We start from the raw sequence: 25,889 nt of genomic DNA on the forward strand, positions 1-25,889 counted from the left end.
TGGTTTACAGAGGGAAGAAAGACTTTTCTGTAGCACAACGACCAACACTTAATCTTTTACTTCTTCGTAATCAACGTATTCGCCGCCCCGAAACCGCGATTGGTCGGAGCTAGTGGGTTTTGGTTCTACCCTGATTTCGCCTTCGCGGCGTTGGGAGGGTTGATTTGCTTTTTTCTGCTCTTTTACCAATTGACGTCCCACCAGCAACCAAAACATGAAGCGCCGGAAGGGAGGAACGAAGGCTACAAAGAAGATGAAAATGAGGAGTATGTTAAAAAGTATTTTCATTGTTTTGGGGAGATTACCTGTTAAAGCTAACCATTGGTGTTTTTTTACTATTTAGCCATTAACTAACTTTTTATTCATCCAAAGTAAAAACGTTGGTAGCAGGATTAAATTGGACAACATTCCCATTAACAACGTAATGGCGACCAAAATTCCCAACGCAACGGTCCCTTTGAAGCTTGAAGCTGTAAAAATAGTAAATCCTGCAAACAGTATGATGGCATTGTAAAACATACTTATTCCCGCAAACTGAATTGTTGAGGAAATGGCTTCGCTTACACTCTTTTTATTGTTGCGAAATTGGTCTTGGTATTGGGTCAAAAAATGGATGACGCTCATAGAAGAAAACCCAAAAGTAATGCAGAAAACAAGCGTGGTGGTAGCGTTTAGAGGTATTTCTCCAAAACCCATGATTCCTGCCGTCATAACCAAAGGAAGACCGCTCGGAGCTAGGGCAATCAAAATCAGGCGCCAATGACCGAAAGCTACCACCATTAATATTGCAATCAATACGATAACTAACAAGGTACTTTCGACCAAATTTTGTAATAAATAATCATTACCCTTGCTAAACACTACACCACTCCCCGTGATTTTCGCTTCGTATCGTTCCTCTTTCTCAACTTGTTTGCCAGTATTGGTATCCATATTGAATAAACTATCAATTTTGGGTTGGAGAAGCGCGCACAGCGCGGCAATCCGATGGGTGTCAACGTCGTTAATTTGAAAACTGACTCGGGTATACCGCCGTGTACTGTCCATAAAACTACTTAGACGATTATCGTTGCTTTTGAAATTGCCAGCGTATTCAGCCAATTTGCTGAGTTCGAGCGCATCAGGCAATACAAAATACTTGGGGTGGCCGTCTCGGTAGCTTTGGTAAATGAATTTGGTGGCTTCAACTACCGAAAGCGGTTTGGTAAACTCGGGATACTGAGCAAACTCTTTCTGCAAAAGATTAATTTTTGTCAACGTTTGAGGCGTCAAAACGCGTCCTGGGCGGCCAGTGTCAATGTTTATTTCAAACGCCATTACTCCTTTAAAATATCTTTTGAAAAAATCTAAATCATTCATAAGCAGGTCGTTTTGGGGGAGATTGTCTGACCTAAAGCTCGTGTTTTTGATTTGGGTGAGCCCCACCAAGGCCACTATAAGCAACGCCGCTACTGAAACATAAATAACGGGGGCGCGATGATGTACCCATCCATCAATTATTTTCAGAAAGAAGCCGATATTTTTGTTTTCTAGGCGTCGAAGCTGTTTTTCGGTGAGAGCGGAGGAATAACTGTAAAGAATGGGAAGAAGCGCCAGCCCAATGAAGTAGGTGCCTAGCAGACTCAAAGCTACAATCTGACCGAATTCCGCCAAGAACTTACTGCCCGTTAGTGAAAAGATACCGAACCCGATGGTGGCCATAAGGTTGGTCCAAAAAGTGGTTTCGCCGATTCTCTCGGTAGTACTTTGCAGAGCTTGGCGTTGATTGCCCAATCGACCAAATTCTTCGTGGTATTTTTTTGTCCAAAAGAAGGTATTAGATACGCCAATCACTACCATCAGAGAAGGTAGGAGACTGGTAAGCTGGGTGATTTCGTGCCCCAAGAGGCCCATAAACCCCACACTCCACACCGCTCCGGCCAAGGCCGCACCCAACGAAATAAGCATCACCACCCACGAACGGAAGAAAAAAAGCAGAATGAGTCCGGTGACGATGACGGCTAAAATGCTAAAAAGTACGATTTCCTGACGCACTTTAGCGACGTATTCGGTACGGATGTAGGGCATGCCCGATAAATGTACTTTCAGACCGTGGAGGTTTTCAAAAGTCAGTGCTTCTCGCTTGATTTGGTCGATAGGTGTCTTTAGTGAGTGATTGAGGGCGTCTTGCTCAAGCATGATGGCCATCAAATGGGCTTTCCCATCCTCGCTGATGATGAATCCTTGGTAAAAAGGCAGACGGCTGATTTTGGCTTTTATCGAATCTACTTCGGCCTGGGTAATGGGTTTGTTGGGTATAATTTGCCTGAAATCAAATCGTTTAAGGCTGTCGTTGCGAACGATTTCCACTAAATTGGCACTGGAAATAACGTCTTTGACTCCGCTAATCTTTTTGATTTTATGGTTGAGCTCGTACCAATCCCTGAAAATGGGGAACGTAAACAGTTGGTCGGTAGCAATGCCGATGACCAACACATTGCTATTGTCTCCGTAGCGTGCTTTAAACGATTCGTACAATTGAAAATCAGTGGTGCTTTCGGGTAAAATTTGGGGTAATTCGTAAGAAAAGCGAACTTTGGTGGCTTGATACCCCATAAAGACCGTCAGGCCGATATAGGCCACCAAGAGACCAAGACGGTGTTTGAGCATAAAAGTGGATACTGTATGGCTGAACATTCGATGAGTATCAAGGTAGGAAAGAATACAAATCTAAAAATATCAGTGGAATAAGTTTAAAGTTCAGAAAGTAGTTAGCTTCATTAACCATTAAAAATTCATGGCCGAAACCTTATATCTTCCCGCTACCACCGACTGTGCTTTGCTATATGATAGTCTGGTGCCGCAGATTGCGGCGCTTATTGAAGGTGAAAACGATTTAATTGCCAATTTGGCCAATATTTCGGCGGCACTGCGCGAGGCGTTCGGCTTTTTTTGGGTTGGATTTTACCTCAAAAAAGACCAGCAATTGGTGTTAGGGCCTTTTCAAGGACCGATTGCCTGTACGCGTATCCAGTTTGATAAAGGCGTGTGCGGGGCGTGTTACACCCGTAAAGAAACCATTATTGTACCCGACGTGGAACAATTTCCTGGGCATATTGCATGCAGTTCGGCGTCCAAATCGGAGATTGTATTGCCTGTTTTTGCCCCTGACGGGAGCGTGGCAATGGTGTTGGATGTTGACAGTGACCAATTGGACGATTTCAGCACCGTGGATGCACAAGGATTGGGAGCCGTTGTGAAATTGGTGGAAGGGCTGTTGTGATTATTTAGCAGGGAAACCGTTCTACTGCCAGCTTTGTCGTTTTAACTCCTTGATTTCAAATGAAAACGACAGTTCGTTCATGCACTTGAAATGACCCTGCGGGCAGCGTTTGTGGCCGATTTTGGAGCATGGACGGCAGGTAAGCTGCCGATTCTCTAGCATGACAAACTGCGTTTGGTACGGATACATACCAAACTCGGGAACGGTATTGCCCCAAATCGAATAAATTTTCTTTTTGAAAGCCGCCGCCACGTGCATCAGACCCGTATCGTGACTGAATACCAGCTTGGATTGCTGAATCAGCGAAGCAGATTGGTTAAAATTACACTTACCGCAGGCGTTGTAGATAAAATGCTTACCGATGGCTTTCTCAATCATATCGCCGTTGGCGGCATCCTCTTTTCCACCCAAAAGAACGACGGGAAAATTGATTTTTTCGCACAGTTCAATCATACGGTTGAGAGGGAGTTTTTTGGTTTCGTGTTGGCCACCGATAGCGTAGGCCACAAACCCCTTTTGGTGACTTTCGGGGAGCCAATCAGGCTCGATAATATCGCGGTAAGGAATGAAATAATCCAGTCCTCGGTCATCGTTGACTACTCCCAATGTTTGTAGTGTGTGGAGGTAACGGTCTACAATATGGACATTGGGTAAAGCGTTTATTTTCCAGTTGACATACAACCATTTTTCCCAATTCAGCTTGTTAAAACTAATCGCCTGCACGCCAAGTACGGCTTTGATTTGAAGGGTTCGGAGGTTTTGGTGAAGGTCAATGACGAGGTCAAATTTCTCCTTCCGAAGGTGCTTTGCAATGCCCCAAATGCTTCCTTCCAACAGGTGTAACTGGTCGATATAAGGGTTGTCATTGAGCAGATATTTGTAAGAAGCTTTGGTCAAATAATGAATTTCCACATCGGGGCGCTGTGTTTTGAGGCAACGAACAACTGGGGTGGTCAAAACAATGTCCCCGATGGAAGAAAAACGAATAATCAACACTTTCAGAGACATAAAACGTATAAGGGTTGGAAGAATTTGACTTTTAGTACAAAACTAACTAATTTTACTGAAAACCAGCCTCCTAGTCAGATGAATGATAAACTCTTTGATCTTAAAAATGATCGCCGTTTGAGCGTTTATTTATACCGAATGGGATTCGGGACGTGGTTACTTTATATTTTGATGGGAGCGCCTTTTCTGCATCAATTTATTATGTACCGCACCCATTGTGCCATCATGTGCGTGATGCTAATGGTGTTTGGCTTATCGGCTTCGATGTATTATGATTACTATCATCATCACCGTGAGTTTGAACAAAAGAAGAAATGGCTTATCGTTAGCTATATCGTATTGGCGGGCCTGATTTACTTCTTAATCCTGAGAGATAAGCCTTTTAATTTCAATCTTTTCTAAGACTGAAAAGTAAGCGTTGCCGGCTCTACCTTACTTCATTACTTTTGTGATTTCATTCAGTTTATCCATTTTTTCCTGAAAGTCTCCTTTCAGCTTATTTCTGATTTGTTGTAAATTGTCTAATGTTTCCTGCAAAGTATCGGGCAGGATTTCTTCCAATACTTCACGGAATCGTTTGGCAAAAGTCGGCGACTTGCCGTTGGTTGAAATCGCAATTTTTAAATCTCCTTTTTTGACGACTGAGCTTAAATAAAAATCGCAGAGGTCGGGGGTATCGGCTACGTTTACGAGTAGGCGTTTGGCTTTGCAATCTTCCTGTATCTTCCGATTGACACTCTTATCATTGGTACCCACAATCACCAAATCTTTTTCCTCTAAAAAAGAGGGTCTGTATACATCAACCACGAGTTTAACATAAGGATGCTGCTGCGCTAATTCGTGGATTTCGGCCCGTATTTCGGGTGCAACGAGCGTTACGTCGGTTTTGGGAGCATTGGCCAATACCGCCGTAAGTTTTTCCAATCCGACGTAGCCGCCGCCCACAATGAGTACTTGAAGTTGTTCAAGTTTTAGAAAAATAGGAAAGAGCGTATTCATTTAATGTGATTTATATAGTGGGTTTTGAGGAGTAGAGCCGTTTATTTTACTCTCACCCAGCTATCGGTGCGGCCAATTAGCGACACGCCAATGAAGCCGCGTACATCCAGTTGATTGGCATTGGTGAGCTTGATTTTGCAACTGTACTCTTTGCCAGTTTCGGGGTCATAAATTTTGCCGTCTTCCCAAGTATTATTGCCTTCATATTTAAAATCATGTAGATTGACCAAACCCAATAAATGCCGACTTTTTTTATGCACATCTGGGTTCTTGGAATCGGTGAGGGGTTTACCAGTTGCGGGGTCATTGGGTTCTTTGAGCCACACAATTTTTCCAAAATATTTATCACCCTGTTTATAAATTTGGACATGGCCCTTTTTGGAGCCAGTAAGCCAAGTACCCAAACAGGCATCGGGATTGGTACCAGCTAGTAACTGCATTGACAAAAACAGCAGGAAAAGAGAAATGCGGACTTTCTTCATGGATAAGTAAGTTGGGTTGGTTTTGTAGAAAAACGTAAATCTGGCTTGGTTTGTTATGACATCAATAAAAGGTTGTTGTCCAAAATACCACAAAAAAAGCCGACACTCGTCGGCTTTGTATTTTTAACTCAAAGGTGAGCTAGATTTCTTTATGTAACTCGTTGTGGTATCCTGCAAAAATAATTCCCTGAATGAGGGTGCCGAGAAGGGCAACGAATACATCGCCAAATACGAACAACAAAACGATAATAACCAAAAAGTAGGCCAGTAGCCAACCCCAGTGAACTTCCTGTTCTTGATGCGCTTCCATGTGAAAACGTTGTTTTTGTGAGTGATTGCCTAAGAAATAACGCTGCAAGTTAGGGATAAATCCCCCTTTGTCAAAGTACAGCGCTTTGACAAAGGGGCGAAATGTTATATTTTTTTCAATGCTTCTTCCCAAACGGCGTAGGTGTTGGCGTATTTTTCTTGTAAATCGGCCAACGGCTCCACCGTGGCAATTTGCGTCAAACCATTGAAGGCTGATTTGAAATCAAACACCCCCGTACCAATACCCGCCGCCCGGGCGGCTCCCTGCGCTCCGTCGGTATCATACAACTCAATGGTAGCGCCCGTGGTGTTGGCAAAGGCTTCGCGGAACAATGGGCTTAAAAACAAATTGGCGTGACCCGCGCGTACGGTATGCGTTTGGACCCCCATTTCTTTCATTACCTGTAAACCATACTGAAGCGCAAAGACAATACCTTCCTGCGCCGCTCTGAACACATGCGCGGGCGTGTGGGTATTGAAGTTGATTCCTTGCAACTGACCACCCAACAAACGGTTTTCGAGCACACGCTCGGCTCCGTTGCCAAAAGGCAAAAACGTGAGTCCTTCGGCACCGACGGGCGTTTGCGCCGCCTGCTGGTTCATTTCATCGTACGAAATACCGCCCGCAAAACGACGTACCCAACTGTTCAGAATTCCCGTTCCATTCACGCAAAGCAATACGCCGTTACGTTGCTCTTCGGGAGTACTGTTGACGTGCACAAAGGTATTCACGCGTGAGAGTGGATCGGAGGTAGCTTGAGCATTGATGCCGTACACCACGCCCGAAGTCCCCGCCGTAGTAGCTACTTCGCCCGGATTCAGCACGTTGAGCGAAAACGCATTGTTGGGCTGGTCGCCGGCGCGGTAGGCGAGGGGAATGCCTGCTTTCAAGCCTAGCTCTGCTGCGGCCGAAGCTGAAAGCTGACTTTGGGGAGAGAATGTATCCACTATCTCAGGAATCAATGACGAATCAAACCCGTATAAATCGAGGAGTTTTTGTGAAACTTTTTGCTCGGCAAAATCCCAGAAAATTCCTTCAGAAAGCCCCGAAACGGTGGTTTGCGGCGTACCCGACATGCGCAGGGCGAGATAATCGCCGGGCAGCATAAAATACCGAATTTGCTCAAAAATCTGTGGTTCTTTGTCTTTTACCCATTTGAGCTTTGACGCCGTAAAATTGCCCGGTGAATTGAGCAAATGCTGCAAACTATAATCATTGCCTAAGTCATCAAAAGCATGATTGCCGATTTCAACGGCGCGACTATCGCACCAGATGATGGAAGGGCGTAGGGGGCGTAAGTCTTTATCAACCACCACCAAGCCGTGCATTTGGTACGAAATACCAATGCCCGCTACCAGCGCGGGGTCGAAGGGGTATTTGGCTTTTAACTTGTGCGTGGCATTGACGGCTTCCTGCCACCAACTGTCGGGGTGCTGCTCGGCCCAGCCCGCTTCGTGGGCAATCATTCCCATTTCCTGGTCGGGCGAGGTGCCCGTGGCGAGGGCTTTGCCCGTTTCTATATCCAACAAAGCAACTTTTACGGACGAGCTGCCTACGTCGTAGCCTAAAAGGTATTTCACAGGTAAATAAGTTATGGTAAGTTAATATGCAAAAAAGCGAAAAATGGCCGATTTTACTTAAAATCACGGCAAAGGTAAGCACTAAGCGCTTTTCATTCATGCAAAGTCGCTAAGGAGCAAAGAAATAAAAGTAGAGGCAGTGAAAATTCTCATTCCTTACTCTCACTTCCCACGTCTTTATTGCTATTTTCGTAGAAAAAATAGGTTAAAACCGATGCTTGAGTTTTTTACCACCGAACGCCTGATTTGGATTGGGGTGATTTATGTCGTCCTGTGCATTGTTGCGTATTTGATTCAGGGGAAATTTATCTTCAAACCCGAGAAGCTCCCGCAGGATTTTGAATACAAATACGAGGATTTGTTTGAAGAGCTTTTTTTTGACCCCGAACCCAATGTGCGCATCAACGCGCTGCGTTTTTATCAGGAAGAAGCCTCTCGCGGATTATTGATTTACTTTCACGGCAATACGCGCAGCATCAAAGGTTGGTCCAAATACTCCAAGGATTTTACGCAGCACGGCTACGATGTGTTGATGATTGATTACCGTGGTTTTGGTAAAAGCGTAGGCAAGCAAACAGAAGATGGTATCAAAAACGATGCCCAGTACATCTACAATAAAATGCGCTCCAAGTATGGATATGTTGAAGAAAAAATCATCATTTATGGGCGTTCGTTAGGCTCGGGCTTTGCGACCAAACTTGCCTCGGTCAACCACCCTAAAATGCTGATTCTGGATGCGCCTTATTACAGTTTTACGCGTTTGACCACGCGTTTTCTGCCTTTCTTGCCCGTTTCTTACATCCTCAAATTTTCCATTCGTACCGATGTTTGGATCAAATATGTCAAGTGCCCTATTTACATTATTCATGGTACTAAAGATGTGCTGATTCCATTTCGGTCGAGCGTACGCCTCGCCAATCTGGTGCCGCAATCGTCGCGCCTGATTCCTATCTACGGCGGTGGGCACAACAACCTGCCCGATTTTCCCGAATACCATCGCCACTTAGCCGAAATCCTCAACGACCGCTTTGATTTGATCTTTGATAAGTATGAGAAACGGTTGGAGTGAGAGAGATTTGAATTGTCTATTCACCGTCATCTGTGTCTTTGCAAACTTGTTGAAAAGTCTTTATAAAATAAAAACGTGCAAGGTCGGTGGAGATATGGACTTTGGAGTGGATTTGTAGAGAAGTTTGCTAAAAGGTTGATTTATAATTTTATTAACGCATAAGGTATGTGGAGATACAGAATTTGGAGGAACCCTGTGAAAATTTTCTCCGCAGTTTTCATTTTATCATTTGGGTTTTCTTTTGCACAAGATTTTACACAAAGGGTAAATATGATTGTTGTGATTGATAATAATGTAGTAGTTGGAGGAATAATGAGCCCTCAATTAGTTGTAGCAAGGATGAAGTTACCTGTACGTTATGAACCGGGTAATTTGTCTTTTGTTATGAGCGAATTACAAAAAAAGGCTTTTAATACAGACTCTTCGAAAGTATATTTTGACTTCTATTATAATGAGTTTATAAAAAGAAAAGAGTATAGTCATCACTATAAAATAGTGTTGGAAAAGAAGTGGTTAGATTTATCATTTCTTGTTTTAAGAATATATAATATGAACAAAAAATGGAATAGGAAAACCTATAACTCCCTTGATGAAGAATCCTATACATATGAAATGGACACACCTTTTGGCTCTGTTAATCGTATTAGAAAAAAATAGTTGTTATTAGCTTCTTGGCTAAAAAATTGGCTTATAGGAAAACCATTTACCCTACCGCCGCGCCGCCGCCGTAGGGGCCTGTGACAGTTCGATTCGTCGATTGCGGTAGCTTTAGGGAGCTACGTTTTCCATTTCAGGCGGTTTGAAATGGGGATTACCATTGACAAAAAAGCCCCGGTGATGGGGCTTTGGTCTTTATTGATAATGTCCTTTTGCGGCCAGAATGATGACAATGGTATCGCCTGCCACTTCGTAAATAAGGCGATGCTCATGATTAATACGCCGAGACCACAGCCCTGCCAAATCGTATTTTAAGGCTTCGGGCTTGCCTGTCCCGGTAAATGGGTGTTCCGAAAGTTCTTCCAGTAGTGTAAGTAGTTTTTTAAGAACCGCCTTATTGCCCGACCTTTTATGAAAGTCAATATCGCTTTGGGCTTGCTTTGTAAAATCAAGGCGGTAACTCATTCTATCCCTAAAAATCCTTTAATATCCTCTTTTTCAACGCTTATAAAATTGCCTTCGCTATACTCTTCCCGACTCTTTTGAATCTGGTTGACAAATTCAGAATCATATTTGTCTTTTGGTTCATTATCAACTACTTGTATGAAATTCAGCGAACGAACCAACTGCATAAAAAAAGCAAATTTATTTTCGGGAATATTGAGTTTTACCTGTTTCATGACTAAGCGCAAAATAAAGTTAAATCCTCATTGTAGCTAAAAAGCGTCCATTAACCAAAGCACCATTTCTTTATTGTTAATAATTGCTTCAGAGTAGTTTGCTGATGGCTTTCGTTAAATTACACATCAAATTTAACGTAAAAGTCAAGTAGTTTCAAAAAATAATCAGGGGTATAGTCCAATAGGACAACCATTTGCATTACCCTACCGCCTTCCTGCCGCCGTAGGAGCCTGCGCCAGTTCAATGCGTCGGTTTCGGTAACTTTGGGTGGCTACGTCGCGCAAAACGTTGAGGGAATCGGCCGTATTGTAGGAGGCCAGACCTCCGTAAATAACGCCGTCGATGGATTTGAGGGCATCGGCCAACTGCGCATTGGAAAGGTTATCGGTAATCTCTTTGGTGGTGTAGGTAGCGTAGGGTTTACGTTCGAGGCGTTGGAGGTACATTTTCCAAAGAATCACGGCTTTTTCGGCGTTGTCGATGCCTTTTTTGCCGGTCACATCGCGAGTGAGCCGTGAGAAGTTTCGTTGAAATTCCTGATTGCGGCGAAACATCAAAAACAGCTCCCACTGCCGCGTGAGGGTTTCTCCAAAAAGTAAATAAACGCCCGTTCCTATCAATAAAACCAATAGAGAAGCGAGCAGAATAAAAGGGAAGTTGGTCTGGTTTTGGAGCGGGATAATCTGCGTATCAGCTTTCAAATCAAGCGTATCCAAAGCACCTTCTTTGATGAGTTCCTTTAAGTAGATGGAGTCTTTGGCGGAATAAACGGCGGTGCAGTCGCGCGAGGTCAGTATCCAAACGGGGACTTCCAGCGTTTGGATTTTGTCCAGTTCAAACGAAAGTAAGGTATAGACGGCGCTGTCCAAACTGCCCGATTCGTTGGTCTTGGTAGGGAAATAATCAGACTTCGTAATTTGAAAAGGGCGAAAATCAGCGCTGGTATCGGGGAAAAAAACTTCGATTTTGGGAGAATGTCGAAAACTCAGGGCGTATTGAAAAGGCTTGCCGATTTCAATGCTGTCGGTCAGAAAGCGCCCCTGCGGTCGTTGCGCCTTTAGTGAGTTGACAACAAAGCAGAAAGTGCAAAGCAAAAATACGCGAAGGACTTTTCCCATCATTGACTCCATAAAAGCAAACCTGTTCTTTAAAAAAAGGAAAGGTAAGACGTTTGTCTCACCCTTCCTTTTTTACTTTATACGTATGATTACTTCGCCAATTTTGCTTTCAAATTAGCATCGATGGCATCCAAAAACTCTTCGGTATAGAGGTAGTGCTCACCGTGGTTTACTTTGTTTCCGTGGATACAAACGGCCAAATCTTTGGTCATTTTGCCGCTTTCTACGGTTTCAACGCATACTTGCTCCAAGGCTTCGCTGAAGTCGATAAGTGGCTGGTTACCATCAAGTTTGCCACGGAAGGCCAAGCCACGAGTCCAAGCAAAGATAGAAGCGATGGGGTTGGTAGACGTTGGCCGTCCTTTTTGGTGCTCGCGGTAGTGGCGCGTTACGGTGCCGTGAGCGGCTTCAGCTTCCATTGTTTTTCCATCGGGCGTCAACAATACGGAAGTCATCAAGCCCAATGAACCAAATCCTTGTGCTACGGTATCCGACTGTACGTCGCCGTCGTAGTTTTTACACGCCCACACAAAGTTTCCGTTCCATTTCAGGGCAGAAGCTACCATGTCGTCGATGAGGCGGTGCTCATAGTGTACGCCCAAGGCTTTGAATTCGGCTTCGTAAATTTCTTGGAATATATCTTTGAAACGACCGTCGTATTTTTTGAGGATGGTGTTTTTGGTAGAAAGGTACAAAGGCCAGCCTTTCTGCATTGCTACCTGAAAACATGAACGGGCAAAACCGCGAATAGATTCGTCGGTGTTGTACATCGCCATTGCTACGCCGTCGCTTTTGTAGTCGTACACTACGTGCTCAATCACGTTTCCATCTTCGCCTTCAAACTTGATGGTGAGTTTTCCCTTTCCTTTAGTCACGAAATCGGTAGCGCGGTATTGGTCTCCAAATGCGTGACGACCTACGATGATGGGAGAGTCCCAGTTGGTTACCAAACGCGGAACATTTTGACAAACGATAGGCTCACGGAAAACCGTACCGTCCAAGATGTTACGGATGGTACCGTTGGGTGATTTCCACATTTGTTTCAAATTGAACTCCTTTACGCGATCTTCGTCGGGCGTGATGGTGGCGCATTTGATACCTACACCGTACTGTCTGATGGCGTTGGCGGCATCGATGGTTACCTGGTCGTTGGTTTCATCGCGGTATTCAACACCAAGGTCGTAGTATTTAATATCAACGTCTAAATAAGGAAGGATAAGTTTATCTTTAATAAAACGCCAGATAATGCGGGTCATTTCATCGCCGTCCAGTTCAACGACGGGGTTTGCGACTTTGATTTTTTCCATGTGAGCGACTAAAATTGGGATAGTGATGACTAAATTGAGGATGCAAATATAACCAACTATGTTTAGGAAGCCTTACGTATTCGTGACCAATTTGCAGCAATAACCAATAATGCAGGAGCGGCATTGTAGACTAAAAACTGCATTAAAACCGACAAACTGAGCAATAATGTGGCACTAAATAGCAACATTACATAAAAAAAGGCTGCGGCTAAAGGTGGATTTACTGGCACGTTACGCTTAAAAGCAGCATCCAGCCATTTATATACTACTGCAATAACTGCAGACCCTAATCCTACCAAAAGATAGCCACCGTTATAGTACAACTCACCCACCACTGGAATTACTTTGTCTTGCGAGACCAAGGACTGAAAGTACGCCAAATTATAAATATACGGGCCGCTTTGCTCCCGAAAGGCTTTTCCAACAATGGGAATGGGTTCTAAAAGAGAAGCAATCAGCGTAAACGATGACGGTTGGATGGAAAGTAGCGGCGTAATTTGATAAGGACTCCCAACGTAGAGTTGGTGTGCTTGAACAATATATTCCCAGCGATTCAAATATTCGTCGAAAAGTATTTTCAGCACCTCGAAATCTAAGGAGGGTTGTACTCGAACATAGCCAAAGAAAAGTAGAAGCAGAAGGAGTGCTGAAAATAGCAAAGCCCACCAAAAAGGATGGCGTGTTTTCCAACCTGCGTATATAACGCTCATCAACGTCAGTAGTGGATATAGAATGTTGGAGCGATTGCTGCTCAGTGTGCCTGCCAAACAAAGTAACAACCATGGAAGTTGCCGTAACCAATGGATTTTACCCTTTTTAGTTTTCCACTTATACCACATAAGCAGTACACCAAAAGCCCAAAATCGTTGGCCTATGTTTGCCAAAAATCCCATAGAGGTTGCATTTTGCTCAACGATTTCTCGGGTTATGTACGTAAAAATCGCGCCTGATAAGTAATTTTCGAGCGAACCATAAAATAAAGAGAGCGAAATAAGCGCGACCAGAAAATAAATACTGGCCCATGTAGTCAGAAATGAGAAAACAATAACGGGTCGGAGAATCTGTTTTTGTGAAAAGCAACTCCAACCAACAACAAAAGCCCCGAATGAAACCAGCGTTATACAGATTTCGGTAGAAATATCCTGGTTAAGATGATATTCAACAGGAATCATGTTGCCCACCACAAGAATTTCTAAAGGAATGATGACGAGCTTGTTAAACCACACAAACAACATGAAGTTTTTGGGGGTAATGACGGTTAAATCGGGGCGGAAGCATTTAATAGTGCCTGAAACACTCCCCCAGGCTAGGGGCAATAATAATAGTAACAACTCATTTTGAGGCCTGAAAATGGGGTCAAAGCGTAGGAGAATTCCGACACCGGCCAACAAAAAACAAAGCAATGAGAATGGGCCCCACCACGTTTTACCGAATACCGATGCCAAGTTGGTAACTATTTTTGATAAACCTTTCGCCCCGTTTTTTGACCAAAAAAAATCTAAAAGTCACCGTTTAGTCAGATAGGGTTGCGAATGGTGAAGCAGGTACTTATTTTCGTAAAAAAATCGACGGATATGACGAAGAAAAAAACAACTCCTCCCGAAAGCGCCGAAAAGCCGCGAGTACACAAAGATTTGGATGGCTTTGACATTCGAATCAATTCATTCGGCGAAATCACATCCACGATTGATATTGATAAAATCAATCAGTTTTTGAATAAACACGTGGACGATAAAAAGCTTCGTTCGCGCGATGATTTAAATGAAAACCCCGAAGAATAACTAACTGAAAAAATGAATTCACACGAAATTGATTACAAGATTATTGGCGAAGACATTCAAATCGTCGAAATCGAATTAGACCCCAACGAAACGGTTATTGCCGAAGCGGGCTCGATGTTATTTATGGAAGATGGCATCCAGTTTGAAACCAAAATGGGCGACGGGTCAAATGCTACCCAGAGTCTCATGGGCAAAATCTTTCAGGCGGGTTCGCGCCTGCTCACGGGAGAGTCTTTGTTTATGACGCATTTTACCAACCGTGGCTATGGAAAGCGTAAAGTTGCTTTTGCGGCGCCGTACCCTGGCACGGTGATGCCTATTGATTTGTCGAAGATTTACGGCAACTCGTTGATTGTCCAAAAAGACGGATTCCTTTGCGCTGCCATGGGAACAAAATTGAATATTCACTTCAACCAGCGTCTTGGGAGCGGCTTGTTTGGCGGCGAAGGCTTCATTTTGCAAAAATTACAAGGTGATGGATTGGCGTTTGTCCATGCTGGTGGGGTAGTGATTGAGCGTCAGCTCAACAACGAAACCCTGCGCGTGGACACTGGATGCGTGGTCGCTTATGAGCCCTCGATCAATTTCAGTGTGCAGCGTTCTGGAAGTCTTAAATCCATGGTTTTTGGGGGAGAAGGTATCTTTTTAGCCACGCTTCAGGGAACGGGGCGTTGTTGGATTCAGTCGATGCCAATTTCTAAATTGGTTGACCGCCTGTCGGCTTACGGACCACAATCTCGCAAAGAAAGTGGCTCGGTATTGGGCGGCTTGGGTAATTTGTTTGAAGATTAGAAGCAAATTTGGGGTTCGGTTTTGAGAAACCCTGAGCACAAATTTGTATAAAAACATAGTTAGCCACAAGGACGGCCCATTAGAGCCGCCCTTGTAGCCGTTTAAGCAATCACTTCTTTTATCACCTTTCCACTTACATCAGTGAGGCGAAAATTACGGCCTTGAAATTCGTAGGTAAGTTGCTCATGGTCAAAGCCTAATTGATGCATGATGGTGGCCTGAAGGTCGTGGATGTGCGTGCGACCGCTGATGCCGTGGTAGCCAAATTCATCGCTTTCGCCGTGCGAATACCCCTGACGAATACCGCCGCCCGCCATCCAGCACGTAAACGCGTCGGTGTGGTGGTCGCGGCCTTTGAAAGGCATTACTTTGCCGTTGCGGTTCTCGCGCATGGGTGTGCGGCCAAATTCCGTTCCCCATACCACTAGGGTTTCGTCCAGTAGCCCGCGTTGTTTTAAATCCATCAACAGGGCAGTCATGGAGCGGTCGATGGTTTCGGTTTTTCGACGAAGTCCTACTTCCAACGATGTGCCTTCTCCGTCGCCGTGCGTATCCCAACCCCAATCGTACAATTGCACAAAGCGTACGCCTTTTTCGACCAATTTTCGGGCCAACAAACAATTATTGGCAAAACTGGCTTCGCCAGGCTTGGTGCCGTAAAGCTCGTGAATGTAGGCAGGCTCTTTGCTGATGTCCATCACTTCGGGTACAGAGATTTGCATGTTGAAAGCCATCTCGTATTGCGCAATGCGAGCGAGGGTTTCGGGGTCTTTAAATTCGTCGTATTGTTGGCGATTGACCTCCGTCAATGCATCAATGGCTTTACGCCGAAGGTCGCGGTCGAGGCCGTTAGGGTCGCTTAAAAACAGCACCGGGTCGCCTTCAGAACGACACTGAACGCCCTGATAAACAGAAGGAAGAAATCCACTCCCCCAGATACTTTTGCCTGCGTCGGGAGTTTTTCCACCCGAAGTTAGCACTACAAAACCTGGTAAATTTGAATTTTCTGAACCCAGTCCGTACGTACTCCAAGCTCCCATGCTCGGGCGTCCCAGGCGGGCGCTGCCAGTGTGCATGAGCAGTTGGGCGGGTGCGTGGTTGAACTGATCGGTGTACATGGCTTTCAGGAATGAAACTTCATCTACGACCGATGGGAAATAATTGAAATAATCAGAAACCCACGCACCAGATTGACCATGTTGTTTGAAATTTCCCACCGAGCCAAGCATGTCGGGTACGCCACGAATGAAGGCAAAACGTTTTCCTTCCAGAAATGACGGCGGGCAGGGCTTTCCGTCCAATTTTGCCAATTCGGGTTTATAGTCCCACAATTCCAACTGCGAAGGCGAGCCGCAAAAGTGCATAAAAATCACCGATTTGGCCTTGGGAGCAAAATGCGGAATACGTGCCGCCAGCGGGTTTAGATCAAGCGGAGCTGAGGCCACCGTTTTTTTGGAATCGCTAGTGCAATTTCCCAGAATACTGCCTAGCGCCATCATGCCAATTCCCGAAGTGCATTGCTTTAAAAAATGGCGGCGGGTTTCAAATTGCGCCTGCGCCAATCGAAGTTCGTCGTTTAGCTTCATATTATTGCTTTGAAATAAACTCGTCCATATTCAACATTGTATTGGCCACAAAAGCCAGAGCTGCGTCGTTGGGGGTAGCCGTCTCTCGGCCAATCCAACGTACTGCTTTTGCTCTTTCTTTTTCAAATCGACGCACTGCCTCGGTGTAGAGGTTTACCAATACTTTCTGTTTTGCAGGAGGCAGGGGGCGGCCCGTCATGAGCCAATAGCCGCGTTGAAGTTTGGAAGAGACATTTTTGCCGCCTTCTTTTTCCATACGTTCCGCAAATTTGATGGACATTTCTACAAAGGCCGAATCATTGAGGGTGACCAATGCCTGTAAAGGCGTATTGGTCCGGATGCGTCGGGCTAAACACACGTCGCGGTTGGAGCCGTCGAAGGTGAGCATACTTGGGTACGGGCTTGACCGCCTGATAAAGGTATAAATGGCGCGTCGGTAGGCGTCTTCTCCTTCGCTTCGTTTCCAACTAATGCCACTGTACACCACTTGCCAAACGCCCTGCGGTTGATACGGCATAACGGGTTTTCCGTACATTTTATTGCTCAATAACCCACTGACAATGAGTGCTTGGTCGCGAATCTGCTCGCCTGTGAGTCGTACCCTTGGCCCACGTGCTAACCAACGATTGGTGGGGTCTTGGGCAATCTGCGCATCTGTGGCGCGGGAATCTTGTCGATAGGTAGCCGAAAGCACGATTTCTTTCAATAGTGGTTTCATTTGCCAATTATACTCGTGCATGAATTTATACGACAAATAATCCAATAATTCAACGTGAGTGGGCGTAAAGCCTTGTGAACCAAAGTCTTCAAGGGTTTCGACGAGTCCTGTTCCAAACAGTTGTTCCCAAAAACGATTCACGGCCACGCGGGCGGTCAGGGGGTTTTGTTTTGACGTGAGCCATTGGGCCAAGCCCAGACGATTGCGGGGGGCATTTTTAGGAAAAGCGTGCAATGATTTGGGAACATCGGGCGCAACGGCGGCGGCGGGGCTTAAAAAACTGCCACGTTCAAATACGCGCGTCACGCGGGCATATTCGGGAGGGTTTTCTTGCATGATGGGCATCGTTTCGGCCGATGTCACCAGTAACTTTTGGAAGTTGGCATACTGCTCTTCGTAGCCAAGTTTTCCTTTTCCAGGAAAATCTTCGGCCCAAAATGCGACCCACATAAGCGCCGCTATATCGTCTTTTTGGTCTTTAACTTTGGCATTGGTAAATGAAAAATGTAAATCCTTGCGGGTCGAAAACGGCGGTAAGTCAATATAGGCAATTTGGAAACTCCGGGATGTATCGAGTTTTGTCGTGGCTACAAGTGGCCCGTTGAGGCTGTCGGTGCTGATACGGACTACGGTTGCGGGTTGCCTTGAACGGTAGTAAAGTAATAATTTTCGTTTGCCTTTGACAGGGGCTTGTTTCAAGCGAAGCGAGCCGTTGTTTTGCAGCATAGCGGCGGCGGTAGGTTCTAGCGTGCCATTTTTGTATTGGTCAAACAGGTGAAAGTAAATCCTAGGTTCCAGCGTACGAACATAATGCGTATACTGCTCGGCCTTTTGTGGTGTGGTATTTTTCTTTAGCCATTCGGTCAGCTCATCCAATTTCTTTTGGTCTTTTTCTTCGAAAAACCGTAAGAAAGAAGCTTCGTCGCTGACGTCTTGGTCGCTGGTATTGTTGAGGAAAGCCATGAATTTATAGTATTCCTCGTGGCGAAAGGGATCGTACGGGTGGCTGTGGCATTGTACGCACGAAAACGTGGTCCCTTGCAATGCTTCCCAAGTGGTACTGACGCGGTCGAGCACTTCGGAGGTGCGAAACTCTTCGTTGTCGGTGCCCCCTTCGTCGTTGTTCATGGTATTGCGATGAAATCCCGTAGCAATGAGTTCGTTCTCAGTGCGATTAGGCAATAAATCACCCGCGAGCTGTTCGGTGATAAATTTATCGTAAGGCTTATTTTCGTTAAATGCTTTGATGACCCAATCGCGGTAACGCCAAATATTGCGGACATCATCTTTTTCATAACCTCTCGAATCGGCATACCGGGCCAGATCAAGCCACATACCCGCCCAGCGTTCGCCAAACGCGGGAGATGCCAGCAGCGAATCCACCATGGTTTCGTAGGCTTTGGGGCTTTTATCATTTAAGAATTTGTCGTATTGCGCAGCCGTTGGGGCCAAGCCTGTAAGGTCAAGCGTAACTCTGCGCAGGAGCGTAGCGCGGTCGGCTTCGGGCGAAGGATGCAGAGGATCGCTGTTTTGTTGCTGTTGTTTTTCAAACACAAAACGGTCAATCTCGGAATTACCCCAGGGTGTTTTTTGAAAAAGTTTATCCCACCAACTAGGCTGTGGAGCACTTTGTTTTTCTACGGGACTGTATGCCCAGTGTGTGCCCCATGCGGCTCCTTCGTCTACCCAGTCTCGCAGAATGTCGACTTCCTCATCCGTGAGTGGGTCGCCCTTTTTGGGCATCCGTTTTTCGGGGTCGGAATGCGTCAGCACTTGAATGAAAGCAGAACCGTCGGCGTCGCCGGGAATGATGGCAGGCTTGCCCGATTTCGTTTTGGCGAGGGCTTCTTCCCGAAACAACAGGCTAAAACCGCCCGCTTTTTTCACGCCTCCGTGGCAAGCCATGCACTTTTTATTGAGAATCGGTTTTACCTCCGTGTTGAAATCAACGTGATTGTTGGGGCCAATGGCTAACCAAGCCCCGACAAAAACCAGCGCTGATACACTCAGTAAGACCTTATTATTGGGCCATTTCATGCGTTACATAAGATTATAAATCACTCTACTTAATAAGGCAGAAATGAGCTTAAGATACTCAAAGTCTTAGATTTGCCAATCTTAATTTTTGGCTCCTCCCAACGAGGAGGGACTTCCTCCTAATTGTTGGTTCATTGTTACAATTTTCGTATTCAGTGTTTCAATGGCTTTGGCGTGTCTCCCTTCAATATCGGGCAAATTGGCCGTTGATTTGAGCGATGCTTCATACTGAAATGCGGGCAACATCCACGATGCATAGCCGCTGTACGGGTCAGAAGAAGCGTACAACGAGCGGTACCACGAACCGTAAGCCATGCCTTTGGGGTCTAGGAAAGCCTTTTCCAAATTTCGCAATTCTTTGTTAATGGCCGCCACTTTAACTTTGTCAAGTTGCTCAGAAGCCAATAGGGTTTTTATGCGGCTTTCAAACTGCTCGGCGTTTTGTTTCAGGGTTTCTACTTGCGCCAATAATTTATCAATCGAATACGCCGGTTGGTAGGCTTTAATGGCCTTTTCAGCGGTTTTGAGGTGCGTTGTTAAATCCGTTGCGTAGCGAGAAACATCATACGGCAAAATATCGGCATTGGCTAACCGCAGTGACATTGTACCTACGACTTGCTCTACCATCGGACCCATTGTGTAGGTAGAATCCACAAATTTATTGTAGAAAAACAGGTCATCATATTGCGAATGGTAAAGCGTAGGCCCGCCTACGCCAGCGCTCAATGAAGGAATGCCTGCGTGCATATAAAAAGCAATGTGGTCTGAGCCACCGCCTAAGTTGCCAATTGTTGGCTCATCGGCTACGGCTACGGGAGCGGCGCTGTTGATGCCTACGGTGCTACCTCTTTTGCCTCCTTTTTGGGCCATCCAGTGTTCATAAACGGTTTTGTTCGAATCGGGATATTGAACGGCTTGCGTAGCTTCAATGAGTAATTTTTTCAGCGAAGGAGAAGAACTGCCGCCGAATATTTTCCCCGAAACCGCCGCGTCGTAGTTCATGTAGGCTACGGCTTTGGCGCTTAGCTCATCGCGCATTTGCTCCACCCATTCTGCTGAGCCGATTACGCCGTGTTCTTCCGCATCCCAGTGGCAGATTTTGACCGTACGTTTCGGTTTTTGAGGTAATTTCCCCAAAGATTCAGCCAAAGTTAAGAGCATAGCAGTGCCGCTGTTGGGGTCGGTAGAACCGAATGACCATGCATCATAATGGCAGCCTGCAATGATCCATTCATCAGGAAATTCGCTCCCCGTCAGCGTACCTACTACCTGATAAATACGTACAAACTCTTTGTCTTGTTTTACTTTCAACCGAACTTTCAACTCCGAGCCACCTTCTAAACGATAGGCCAATGGCAATCCGCCTTGCCAGCCAGCTGGAACGGCTTTGCCCGTCATGCGTTTCAGGATTTCAACGGCCGAGCCCCACGGCAGGGGTGTGACGGGGATTTTGTGAAATGCCGCATCTTTGGGGTCGAGGCGTTTGATTTTTTTAGGGCCATCCAAAGGTAGCGCTGGTTCAAAAGGAGTTAATGGGTCGCCAGTATAATCGACGGTCAATAATGAACCGCGCTGAATGGTGTTGTCGTTGGGTTGGGAGCCTTCAGGGAAAGTTACACCTTTCATGTAGCCATTGTCGGCGGGGTCGGTATAGATAATGACGCCCGCTGCTCCAGCGGCTTCGGCGTGTTTGGCTTTGTAACCACGGAAATTGCCGCCATAACGCGCCAGCACGATTTTGCCTTTGACCGAAATGCCCATCGCTTTCAATTTCTCAAAGTCTTCGATACGGCCATAGTTGGCATATACCACTTCTGAGGTAACATCGCCAGAGCCTGAGTAAGAATTCCAACCAGGAGTAAGGCGCGCGTCAGCTGAATATTTATCTTCTTTGATGATAAACTCACGGTTGTTGAGCGGCATCCGAATGGGTTCCACTACTTCCACCAGACTTTCGCCGGGTGTTTTGGAAAGATAAATATCGTGGGGAAAAATCTCGACCTGTAACCCTGCCTTGCGCATCACATCGGCGATGTAATCACGCACTTTCTCATTTTCGGGCGTGCCCGCCAAGTGTGGTACACTGGTGAGTTTTTGAAGGTGGTTTTTAAAACGCTCGGCAGATTGTTTGGTCCGGTATTCTTGTTCGACCTTTTCTTGTTTCGATTGATTGGCAACCGAAAAACCACTGATGGATTTTTGGGCGTGGGCATACAGGCCGCAAAGCAACAGGCTGCCTGCCATAAAGGTGTGTTTCATAAGGGAGAAAGTTGATGAGCGTTAGTTAGGTTTAAAAGAAATTCAGCATTGGCCGGATTGACTGAAAAAACATAAAAAAGCCCCAATTGAGCATTTTAAGAGCGTTTTTCGCAGTAGTTCAGGTTGGTGTAGCAAGTTACTAAAATCTTTTAAAAACGTGTTAACAATCATTAACCAAGCCTTTATAAACCTTTACGATTTTCTGCGTTCTAAGAGTAAAATAAGCAAAATCATTGTACCATTAAACCAAATAAATGCCATGAAAAAGTTAGTGCTTGCAGCCGCCATGATCTTAGTAGCCTTCGGAAGTGCCAATGCCCAATGGGGTAACAATGACCGCGACCGCCGGTACGATGACCGATATGATAACCGCCGCGACGACCGAGGATATGGTAATCGTGATGACAATCGTGGCTATGACTCCCGCAGCGGAAGGGGCGGAAATATGGGCGACCGCATTGATGATTTTCAGCGCGAAGCCCGTCGCCGGATAGCCGACGGAATCGCGCAAGGGTCTATATCGTCTCGGGAGGCAAAACATTTAATGCGTGATGTGGAGCGTATTGAGCGCAAAGAGCAAATCTTCTGGCGTGACCGGGTGCTCAACCCCCGCGAACGTCGTGAGTTAACCGCAGATTTGGCGGCGCTTAACCGTGAAATAACCCATGAGAAACGGGATAATGAGCGTTCGACCTATGACGACTACGGTCGCAATGGTCAACGTAGAGGATGGTGAGTAGCGACAAAGGGCCGAAATTTTCGGCCCTTTGTTTTGTTAGGTTATTTATCTCCATAATGTCCTTTAACTGAAATAACTAAAATCAAATCGTCAGATTCTACTTTGTACACCAGACGATGTTCATCGGTAATTCTACGAGACCAATACCCTTTTAAGTCGCCTTTCAGCGGTTCCGGCTTACCGATTCCCTCAAAAGGATGACGACGAATATCTTTTAAGAGTTCATAGATTCGTTTGAATGTATTTCGATTATATATCCCCCAATCAGCAAGGTCATCAAAAGCATCGGCGTCAAATAGTAATTTTCTCATTTTTGCAAAAACCGATTAGCGAGGTCATCCAATTCAACTTCCGAGATTTCCACTACTTGAGTTCTTGATTCAACATTAGCGGCGGCATTCTTTAAACGTGCCCAATATGCTTCTCTATCTTCGGGTTGATTTAGACCAAAGTCTTGTGAGGCGGTTACGGTAATTTGTAACTCTTCCTGATTTTTGAAAAGGGCTTTGATAATTTCGATAAACTCGCTCGTAAGTTCGTCGCGACGCAGCACAAAGGTTGATTCCATAACTATTGCCTGTTTTTTTCAAAATTACATTTTTCTACGCTTGCAATTCCAATTTCAAATATTTTCCCGTAAAACTCTCCATCACCTTCGCTACTTTTTCGGGGGTGCCTTCGGCAACGATACGCCCGCCGGCATTGCCGCCTTCGGGGCCGAGGTCGATGACGTAATCAGATACTTTGATAACGTCCATATTGTGTTCAATAATCAAAACGGTATTGCCCTTGTCGACGAGTTTGTTCAGCACATCCAATAAATGTCGGATGTCTTGAAAGTGCAGCCCGGTGGTGGGCTCGTCGAGAATATAGAGGGTTTGGCCTGTGTCTTTTTTGGAAAGTTCTTCGGCCAGTTTCACCCGTTGCGCTTCACCGCCCGAGAGGGTGGTGGCGTGTTGGCCGAGGGTAATGTAGCCGAGGCCTACGTCGTTGAGGGTTGATACTTTACGCAAGATCTTAGGGATACTTTCAAAGAATTCCAACGCCTGCTCCACGGTCATGTCGAGCACATCGGCAATGGATTTTCCCTTAAAACGCACTTCTAAGGTTTCACGGTTGAAACGTTTTCCTTTGCAGGTGTCGCAATCTACGTATACATCGGGCAGAAATTCCATTTCGATTTTTTTCATGCCTGCGCCTTCGCAATCTTCGCAGCGGCCGCCTTTAACGTTAAACGAAAAACGTCCCGGCTTGTAGCCCCGAATTTTGGCTTCGGGCAGTTCGGCGTACAGCGACCGAATCTCAGAAAAAAGATTGGTGTACGTAGCGGGATTGGAGCGCGGCGTACGCCCGATGGGTGATTGGTCTACTTCAATCACTTTGTCGATGTGCTCCAGCCCTTCCACGCTTTTGTAGGGCAGTGGTTCACGTTTGGAGTTATAAAAATGACGGTTCAGGATCGGAAACAGCGTTTCGTGGATCAACGACGACTTGCCGCTTCCGCTCACGCCTGTTACGCAGAGCATTTTACCCAAGGGCAGATTAAGGGTAACGTTTTTAAGGTTGTTGCCCGTTGTCCCTTTTAAAACAATGGTTTTTCCGTTGCCTTCGCGGCGTTTTTTAGGAACATCAATGGCGATTCGACCGCTCAAATAATCGGCGGTCAATGAGCCGTTTTTTAAAAATACCTCGGGTGTACCGTACCCTACTACCTGCCCGCCGTGGCGGCCAGCACCGGGGCCGATGTCGAGGATGTAATCGGATTCGAGCATCATGTCTTTGTCGTGTTCGACGACCAAAACAGTATTACCCAAATCACGTAATTTTTTCAGGGAATCAATAAGGCGCACGTTGTCGCGCTGGTGCAGTCCGATACTTGGCTCGTCCATGATGTACAACACGCCCGTAAGCTGCGTACCGATTTGCGTGGCCAATCGAATGCGTTGCGCTTCCCCGCCGGAAAGCGTTTTCAGCGGACGGTTCAACGTTAGGTAATCCAAGCCAACATCCAACAAAAATCCGACGCGCTTGCGAATCTCTTTCAACACTTCTCGACCAATCAACTGCTGACGTTCGGTGATACGGTCTTCCAGACCATTGAGCCAATTAGCCAATTCCCGAATGTCTATATTGGCTAAATCAGCGATATTTTTATTATCAATTTTGAACCACAACGCTTCTTTTTTCAAACGCGCGCCCTGACAATCGGGGCAAGTGTTGATGGTCATAAAATCTTTGAGCCAATCCTGAATCTTCTCCGAGCCATTTTCCTGCTGGCGGCGCAAAAACGTAATGATGCCTTCGTATTTGGTGTTCCATTCGGTGCCTTCGTATTTTTTGGAAGGAACGGGCACGGGCTCATCGGTCCCGTTGAGCATGAGGTCTATGGCCTCGGGCGGGAACTTATCAATGGGAGTACTGAGGGTTACTTTGAAGGGCTTTAACAGAATTTCCAATTGTTTGAAAATCCACAGATCGCGGTATTCGCCAATGGGCGCAATGGCCCCCCGGCTCAGACTGAGGCTTTTGTCGGGAATAACGCTTTCGGGCGTAATTTCTTCTACCACGCCCAAGCCTTGACAGGTCGGGCACCAACCATAAGGGGAATTGAACGAAAAACTATTGGGCGCTGGGTCGTCGTAGCTGATACCCGCGACGGGGTCCATGAGGTTTTGGGAGAAATAATGCACCTCATTTTTTTTGTCCAGCAACATCATCACGCCCTTGCCCTGCTTCAGGGTTGTGCCGACCGATTGACTCAAGCGGAAACGTGACTGCGAGTCCCCGGCATCAGCTTTGGGAATGAGCCTATCCACTACAATTTCAATATCGTGAATTTTGTAACGGTCGAGCTGCATTTTGGGCGTAATGTCCAGCACCTCGTTGTCTACGCGGACTTTTGTATAGCCGAGTTTGGCAATTTGAACAAACAACTCACGGTAATGACCTTTTCGCCCTTTGACGACGGGGGCTAATAACGTTACTTTTTGATTCTCAAATTGATTCAGAATCTGGTCAATGATTTGGTCCTGCGATTGCTTCACCATGGGTCGTCCCGTCACGTAACTGAAGGCATCGCCGGAGCGAGCGTACAGGAGGCGTAAAAAGTCGTATATCTCGGTCACGGTGCCGACCGTAGAGCGCGGATTGCGTGACGTGGTTTTTTGTTCAATGCTAATCACGGGGCTGAGTCCGTCGATTTTGTCCACATCTGGGCGCTCCATATTGCCCAGAAAACCACGGGCATAAGCCGAAAAGCTTTCCATGTAACGGCGCTGTCCTTCGGCATAAATGGTGTCAAATGCTAAGGAAGACTTACCGCTGCCGCTGATGCCCGTCACCACGACGAGTTTATTGCGCGGAATGGTGACGTCAATATTTTTAAGGTTGTGCTCGCGGGCACCCATGACCTCAATGAGGTCGTGGCCAGTGAGTTCAATGTCTGTAAGGGTAGGTTTGTGATTGTCCATGAATTGGTAACGCAAAACGAAGGCGCAAAGTTAC

The 25,889-nt window shown here is 46.0% G+C and carries 25 protein-coding genes; 7 read left to right on the forward strand and 18 right to left on the reverse strand.

Features of this window, described 5'->3' with window-relative positions:
• Nucleotides 1-48: 48 nt before the first annotated feature.
• Entirely contained in the window at nt 49-288 is a 240-nt protein-coding gene (locus GVN20_RS02235; RefSeq protein WP_114067664.1) for a DUF4834 domain-containing protein, read from the reverse strand.
• Nucleotides 289-339: 51 nt separating this feature from the next.
• On the reverse strand, nt 340-2,649 hold the full coding sequence (locus GVN20_RS02240; RefSeq protein ID WP_229598944.1) for an RND family transporter: 2,310 nt from the start codon (nt 2,647-2,649) through the stop codon (nt 340-342).
• Nucleotides 2,650-2,776: 127 nt separating this feature from the next.
• On the opposite strand from GVN20_RS02240, the gene GVN20_RS02245 reads away from it, so the two are divergent.
• Entirely contained in the window at nt 2,777-3,262 is a 486-nt protein-coding gene (locus tag GVN20_RS02245; protein ID WP_166556766.1) for a GAF domain-containing protein, read from the forward strand.
• A 21-nt stretch (nt 3,263-3,283) separates the two neighbouring features.
• Here the strand turns inward: GVN20_RS02245 and GVN20_RS02250 are convergent, their stop codons facing one another.
• Nucleotides 3,284-4,270 (reverse strand): glycosyltransferase family 9 protein, encoded by a 987-nt coding sequence (locus GVN20_RS02250; RefSeq protein ID WP_166556767.1) that lies wholly within the window; start codon nt 4,268-4,270, stop codon nt 3,284-3,286.
• 78 nt (nt 4,271-4,348) lie between these two features.
• Here GVN20_RS02250 and GVN20_RS02255 point away from each other — a divergent pair, with 78 nt between their 5' ends.
• On the forward strand, nt 4,349-4,672 hold the full coding sequence (locus GVN20_RS02255; protein ID WP_114067660.1) for a hypothetical protein: 324 nt from the start codon (nt 4,349-4,351) through the stop codon (nt 4,670-4,672).
• A gap of 30 nt (nt 4,673-4,702) precedes the next feature.
• Here the strand turns inward: GVN20_RS02255 and GVN20_RS02260 are convergent, their stop codons facing one another.
• From GVN20_RS02260 to GVN20_RS02275, 4 genes are all read right to left on the reverse strand, one after another.
• Nucleotides 4,703-5,269, reverse strand: coding sequence for a bifunctional precorrin-2 dehydrogenase/sirohydrochlorin ferrochelatase (locus GVN20_RS02260; protein WP_166556768.1), 567 nt, complete (start codon nt 5,267-5,269; stop codon nt 4,703-4,705).
• A 41-nt stretch (nt 5,270-5,310) separates the two neighbouring features.
• The gene (locus tag GVN20_RS02265; RefSeq protein ID WP_166556769.1) at nt 5,311-5,751 is read right to left on the reverse strand and encodes a DUF2147 domain-containing protein; all 441 of its coding nucleotides are present in this window, start codon (nt 5,749-5,751) and stop codon (nt 5,311-5,313) included.
• A 139-nt stretch (nt 5,752-5,890) separates the two neighbouring features.
• Nucleotides 5,891-6,193 carry a hypothetical protein gene (locus GVN20_RS02270; protein ID WP_114461829.1) on the reverse strand — a complete coding sequence of 101 codons (303 nt, stop codon included), beginning with the start codon at nt 6,191-6,193 and terminating at the stop codon, nt 5,891-5,893.
• A complete protein-coding gene (locus GVN20_RS02275; protein ID WP_166556770.1) occupies nt 6,166-7,641 on the reverse strand; it encodes a xylulokinase in 1,476 nt (491 codons plus the stop codon). Before GVN20_RS02275 ends, GVN20_RS02270 begins: the two co-directional genes overlap by 28 nt.
• A gap of 214 nt (nt 7,642-7,855) precedes the next feature.
• On the opposite strand from GVN20_RS02275, the gene GVN20_RS02280 reads away from it, so the two are divergent.
• Together GVN20_RS02280 and GVN20_RS02285 are read left to right on the forward strand one after the other, a co-directional pair.
• On the forward strand, nt 7,856-8,710 hold the full coding sequence (locus GVN20_RS02280) for an alpha/beta hydrolase (RefSeq protein WP_166556771.1): 855 nt from the start codon (nt 7,856-7,858) through the stop codon (nt 8,708-8,710).
• A 165-nt stretch (nt 8,711-8,875) separates the two neighbouring features.
• Entirely contained in the window at nt 8,876-9,367 is a 492-nt protein-coding gene (locus tag GVN20_RS02285) for a hypothetical protein (RefSeq protein WP_166556772.1), read from the forward strand.
• 195 nt (nt 9,368-9,562) lie between these two features.
• Here GVN20_RS02285 and GVN20_RS02290 read toward each other — a convergent pair whose 3' ends face one another.
• From GVN20_RS02290 to GVN20_RS02310, 5 genes are all read right to left on the reverse strand, one after another.
• Nucleotides 9,563-9,832: a Txe/YoeB family addiction module toxin gene (locus tag GVN20_RS02290; RefSeq protein ID WP_166556773.1), complete on the reverse strand. Its 270-nt coding sequence runs from the start codon at nt 9,830-9,832 to the stop codon at nt 9,563-9,565.
• A complete protein-coding gene (locus tag GVN20_RS02295) occupies nt 9,829-10,047 on the reverse strand; it encodes a DUF2683 family protein (RefSeq protein WP_229598945.1) in 219 nt (72 codons plus the stop codon). The genes GVN20_RS02290 and GVN20_RS02295 overlap by 4 nt, the downstream gene beginning before the upstream one ends.
• Before the next feature lie 204 nt (nt 10,048-10,251).
• Nucleotides 10,252-11,178, reverse strand: a complete 927-nt coding sequence (locus GVN20_RS02300; protein WP_166556775.1) for a hypothetical protein — start codon at nt 11,176-11,178, stop codon at nt 10,252-10,254.
• A gap of 77 nt (nt 11,179-11,255) precedes the next feature.
• Nucleotides 11,256-12,473: an NADP-dependent isocitrate dehydrogenase gene (locus GVN20_RS02305; protein ID WP_114459724.1), complete on the reverse strand. Its 1,218-nt coding sequence runs from the start codon at nt 12,471-12,473 to the stop codon at nt 11,256-11,258.
• A 62-nt stretch (nt 12,474-12,535) separates the two neighbouring features.
• A complete protein-coding gene (locus GVN20_RS02310; protein WP_166556776.1) occupies nt 12,536-13,918 on the reverse strand; it encodes a hypothetical protein in 1,383 nt (460 codons plus the stop codon).
• Nucleotides 13,919-14,047: 129 nt separating this feature from the next.
• Between GVN20_RS02310 and GVN20_RS02315 the strand changes: the two genes are divergently transcribed.
• Nucleotides 14,048-14,254 carry a hypothetical protein gene (locus GVN20_RS02315; RefSeq protein ID WP_037325831.1) on the forward strand — a complete coding sequence of 69 codons (207 nt, stop codon included), beginning with the start codon at nt 14,048-14,050 and terminating at the stop codon, nt 14,252-14,254.
• 12 nt (nt 14,255-14,266) lie between these two features.
• Nucleotides 14,267-15,046 (forward strand): TIGR00266 family protein, encoded by a 780-nt coding sequence (locus GVN20_RS02320; protein ID WP_166556777.1) that lies wholly within the window; start codon nt 14,267-14,269, stop codon nt 15,044-15,046.
• Nucleotides 15,047-15,147: 101 nt separating this feature from the next.
• On the opposite strand, the gene GVN20_RS02325 is transcribed toward GVN20_RS02320, so the two are convergent.
• The 3 genes from GVN20_RS02325 to GVN20_RS02335 all read right to left on the reverse strand — a co-directional run bounded on the left by GVN20_RS02325 (nt 15,148) and on the right by GVN20_RS02335 (nt 21,646).
• Nucleotides 15,148-16,632, reverse strand: coding sequence for a DUF1501 domain-containing protein (locus GVN20_RS02325; protein WP_166556778.1), 1,485 nt, complete (start codon nt 16,630-16,632; stop codon nt 15,148-15,150).
• A gap of 1 nt (nt 16,633) precedes the next feature.
• The gene (locus GVN20_RS02330; protein WP_166556779.1) at nt 16,634-19,387 is read right to left on the reverse strand and encodes a PSD1 and planctomycete cytochrome C domain-containing protein; all 2,754 of its coding nucleotides are present in this window, start codon (nt 19,385-19,387) and stop codon (nt 16,634-16,636) included.
• Between the two features lie 81 nt (nt 19,388-19,468).
• The gene (locus GVN20_RS02335) at nt 19,469-21,646 is read right to left on the reverse strand and encodes a M28 family peptidase (protein WP_166556780.1); all 2,178 of its coding nucleotides are present in this window, start codon (nt 21,644-21,646) and stop codon (nt 19,469-19,471) included.
• A gap of 259 nt (nt 21,647-21,905) precedes the next feature.
• On the opposite strand from GVN20_RS02335, the gene GVN20_RS02340 reads away from it, so the two are divergent.
• Nucleotides 21,906-22,382 carry a hypothetical protein gene (locus GVN20_RS02340; protein WP_166556781.1) on the forward strand — a complete coding sequence of 159 codons (477 nt, stop codon included), beginning with the start codon at nt 21,906-21,908 and terminating at the stop codon, nt 22,380-22,382.
• 44 nt (nt 22,383-22,426) lie between these two features.
• On the opposite strand, the gene GVN20_RS02345 is transcribed toward GVN20_RS02340, so the two are convergent.
• The 3 genes from GVN20_RS02345 to uvrA are packed head-to-tail and all read right to left on the reverse strand — an operon-like array spanning nt 22,427 to nt 25,855.
• Complete coding sequence (locus tag GVN20_RS02345) at nt 22,427-22,696, reverse strand: Txe/YoeB family addiction module toxin (RefSeq protein ID WP_166556782.1); 270 nt, start codon at nt 22,694-22,696, stop codon at nt 22,427-22,429.
• Entirely contained in the window at nt 22,693-22,953 is a 261-nt protein-coding gene (locus GVN20_RS02350; RefSeq protein ID WP_166556783.1) for a hypothetical protein, read from the reverse strand. The genes GVN20_RS02345 and GVN20_RS02350 overlap by 4 nt, the downstream gene beginning before the upstream one ends.
• A gap of 34 nt (nt 22,954-22,987) precedes the next feature.
• Nucleotides 22,988-25,855, reverse strand: coding sequence for an excinuclease ABC subunit UvrA (gene uvrA, locus GVN20_RS02355; RefSeq protein ID WP_166556784.1), 2,868 nt, complete (start codon nt 25,853-25,855; stop codon nt 22,988-22,990).
• Nucleotides 25,856-25,889 lie beyond the last annotated feature (34 nt).

Origin of the sequence: Runella sp. CRIBMP, from assembly GCF_009905605.1 — a bacterium.
In the GTDB taxonomy this organism is placed as follows: Bacteria; Bacteroidota; Bacteroidia; order Cytophagales; family Spirosomataceae; genus Runella.

What these genes read in the sequence shown, in the direction of transcription:
- GVN20_RS02340 (WP_166556781.1), top strand. Translation starts at nt 21,906, where the DNA reads ATGAAAAAGTTAGTGCTTGCAGCCGCCATGATCTTAGTAGCCTTCGGA.
- GVN20_RS02245 (WP_166556766.1), top strand. Translation starts at nt 2,777, where the DNA reads ATGGCCGAAACCTTATATCTTCCCGCTACCACCGACTGTGCTTTGCTA.
- GVN20_RS02265 (WP_166556769.1), bottom strand. Translation starts at nt 5,751, where the DNA reads ATGAAGAAAGTCCGCATTTCTCTTTTCCTGCTGTTTTTGTCAATGCAG.
- GVN20_RS02325 (WP_166556778.1), bottom strand. Translation starts at nt 16,632, where the DNA reads ATGAAGCTAAACGACGAACTTCGATTGGCGCAGGCGCAATTTGAAACC.
- GVN20_RS02315 (WP_037325831.1), top strand. Translation starts at nt 14,048, where the DNA reads ATGACGAAGAAAAAAACAACTCCTCCCGAAAGCGCCGAAAAGCCGCGA.
- GVN20_RS02295 (WP_229598945.1), bottom strand. Translation starts at nt 10,047, where the DNA reads ATGAAACAGGTAAAACTCAATATTCCCGAAAATAAATTTGCTTTTTTT.
- GVN20_RS02290 (WP_166556773.1), bottom strand. Translation starts at nt 9,832, where the DNA reads ATGAGTTACCGCCTTGATTTTACAAAGCAAGCCCAAAGCGATATTGAC.
- GVN20_RS02305 (WP_114459724.1), bottom strand. Translation starts at nt 12,473, where the DNA reads ATGGAAAAAATCAAAGTCGCAAACCCCGTCGTTGAACTGGACGGCGAT.
- uvrA (WP_166556784.1), bottom strand. Translation starts at nt 25,855, where the DNA reads ATGGACAATCACAAACCTACCCTTACAGACATTGAACTCACTGGCCAC.
- GVN20_RS02350 (WP_166556783.1), bottom strand. Translation starts at nt 22,953, where the DNA reads ATGGAATCAACCTTTGTGCTGCGTCGCGACGAACTTACGAGCGAGTTT.
- GVN20_RS02335 (WP_166556780.1), bottom strand. Translation starts at nt 21,646, where the DNA reads ATGAAACACACCTTTATGGCAGGCAGCCTGTTGCTTTGCGGCCTGTAT.
- GVN20_RS02235 (WP_114067664.1), bottom strand. Translation starts at nt 288, where the DNA reads ATGAAAATACTTTTTAACATACTCCTCATTTTCATCTTCTTTGTAGCC.
- GVN20_RS02280 (WP_166556771.1), top strand. Translation starts at nt 7,856, where the DNA reads ATGCTTGAGTTTTTTACCACCGAACGCCTGATTTGGATTGGGGTGATT.
- GVN20_RS02300 (WP_166556775.1), bottom strand. Translation starts at nt 11,178, where the DNA reads ATGGAGTCAATGATGGGAAAAGTCCTTCGCGTATTTTTGCTTTGCACT.
- GVN20_RS02330 (WP_166556779.1), bottom strand. Translation starts at nt 19,387, where the DNA reads ATGAAATGGCCCAATAATAAGGTCTTACTGAGTGTATCAGCGCTGGTT.
- GVN20_RS02345 (WP_166556782.1), bottom strand. Translation starts at nt 22,696, where the DNA reads ATGAGAAAATTACTATTTGACGCCGATGCTTTTGATGACCTTGCTGAT.
- GVN20_RS02260 (WP_166556768.1), bottom strand. Translation starts at nt 5,269, where the DNA reads ATGAATACGCTCTTTCCTATTTTTCTAAAACTTGAACAACTTCAAGTA.
- GVN20_RS02255 (WP_114067660.1), top strand. Translation starts at nt 4,349, where the DNA reads ATGAATGATAAACTCTTTGATCTTAAAAATGATCGCCGTTTGAGCGTT.
- GVN20_RS02320 (WP_166556777.1), top strand. Translation starts at nt 14,267, where the DNA reads ATGAATTCACACGAAATTGATTACAAGATTATTGGCGAAGACATTCAA.
- GVN20_RS02240 (WP_229598944.1), bottom strand. Translation starts at nt 2,649, where the DNA reads ATGCTCAAACACCGTCTTGGTCTCTTGGTGGCCTATATCGGCCTGACG.
- GVN20_RS02285 (WP_166556772.1), top strand. Translation starts at nt 8,876, where the DNA reads ATGTGGAGATACAGAATTTGGAGGAACCCTGTGAAAATTTTCTCCGCA.
- GVN20_RS02250 (WP_166556767.1), bottom strand. Translation starts at nt 4,270, where the DNA reads ATGTCTCTGAAAGTGTTGATTATTCGTTTTTCTTCCATCGGGGACATT.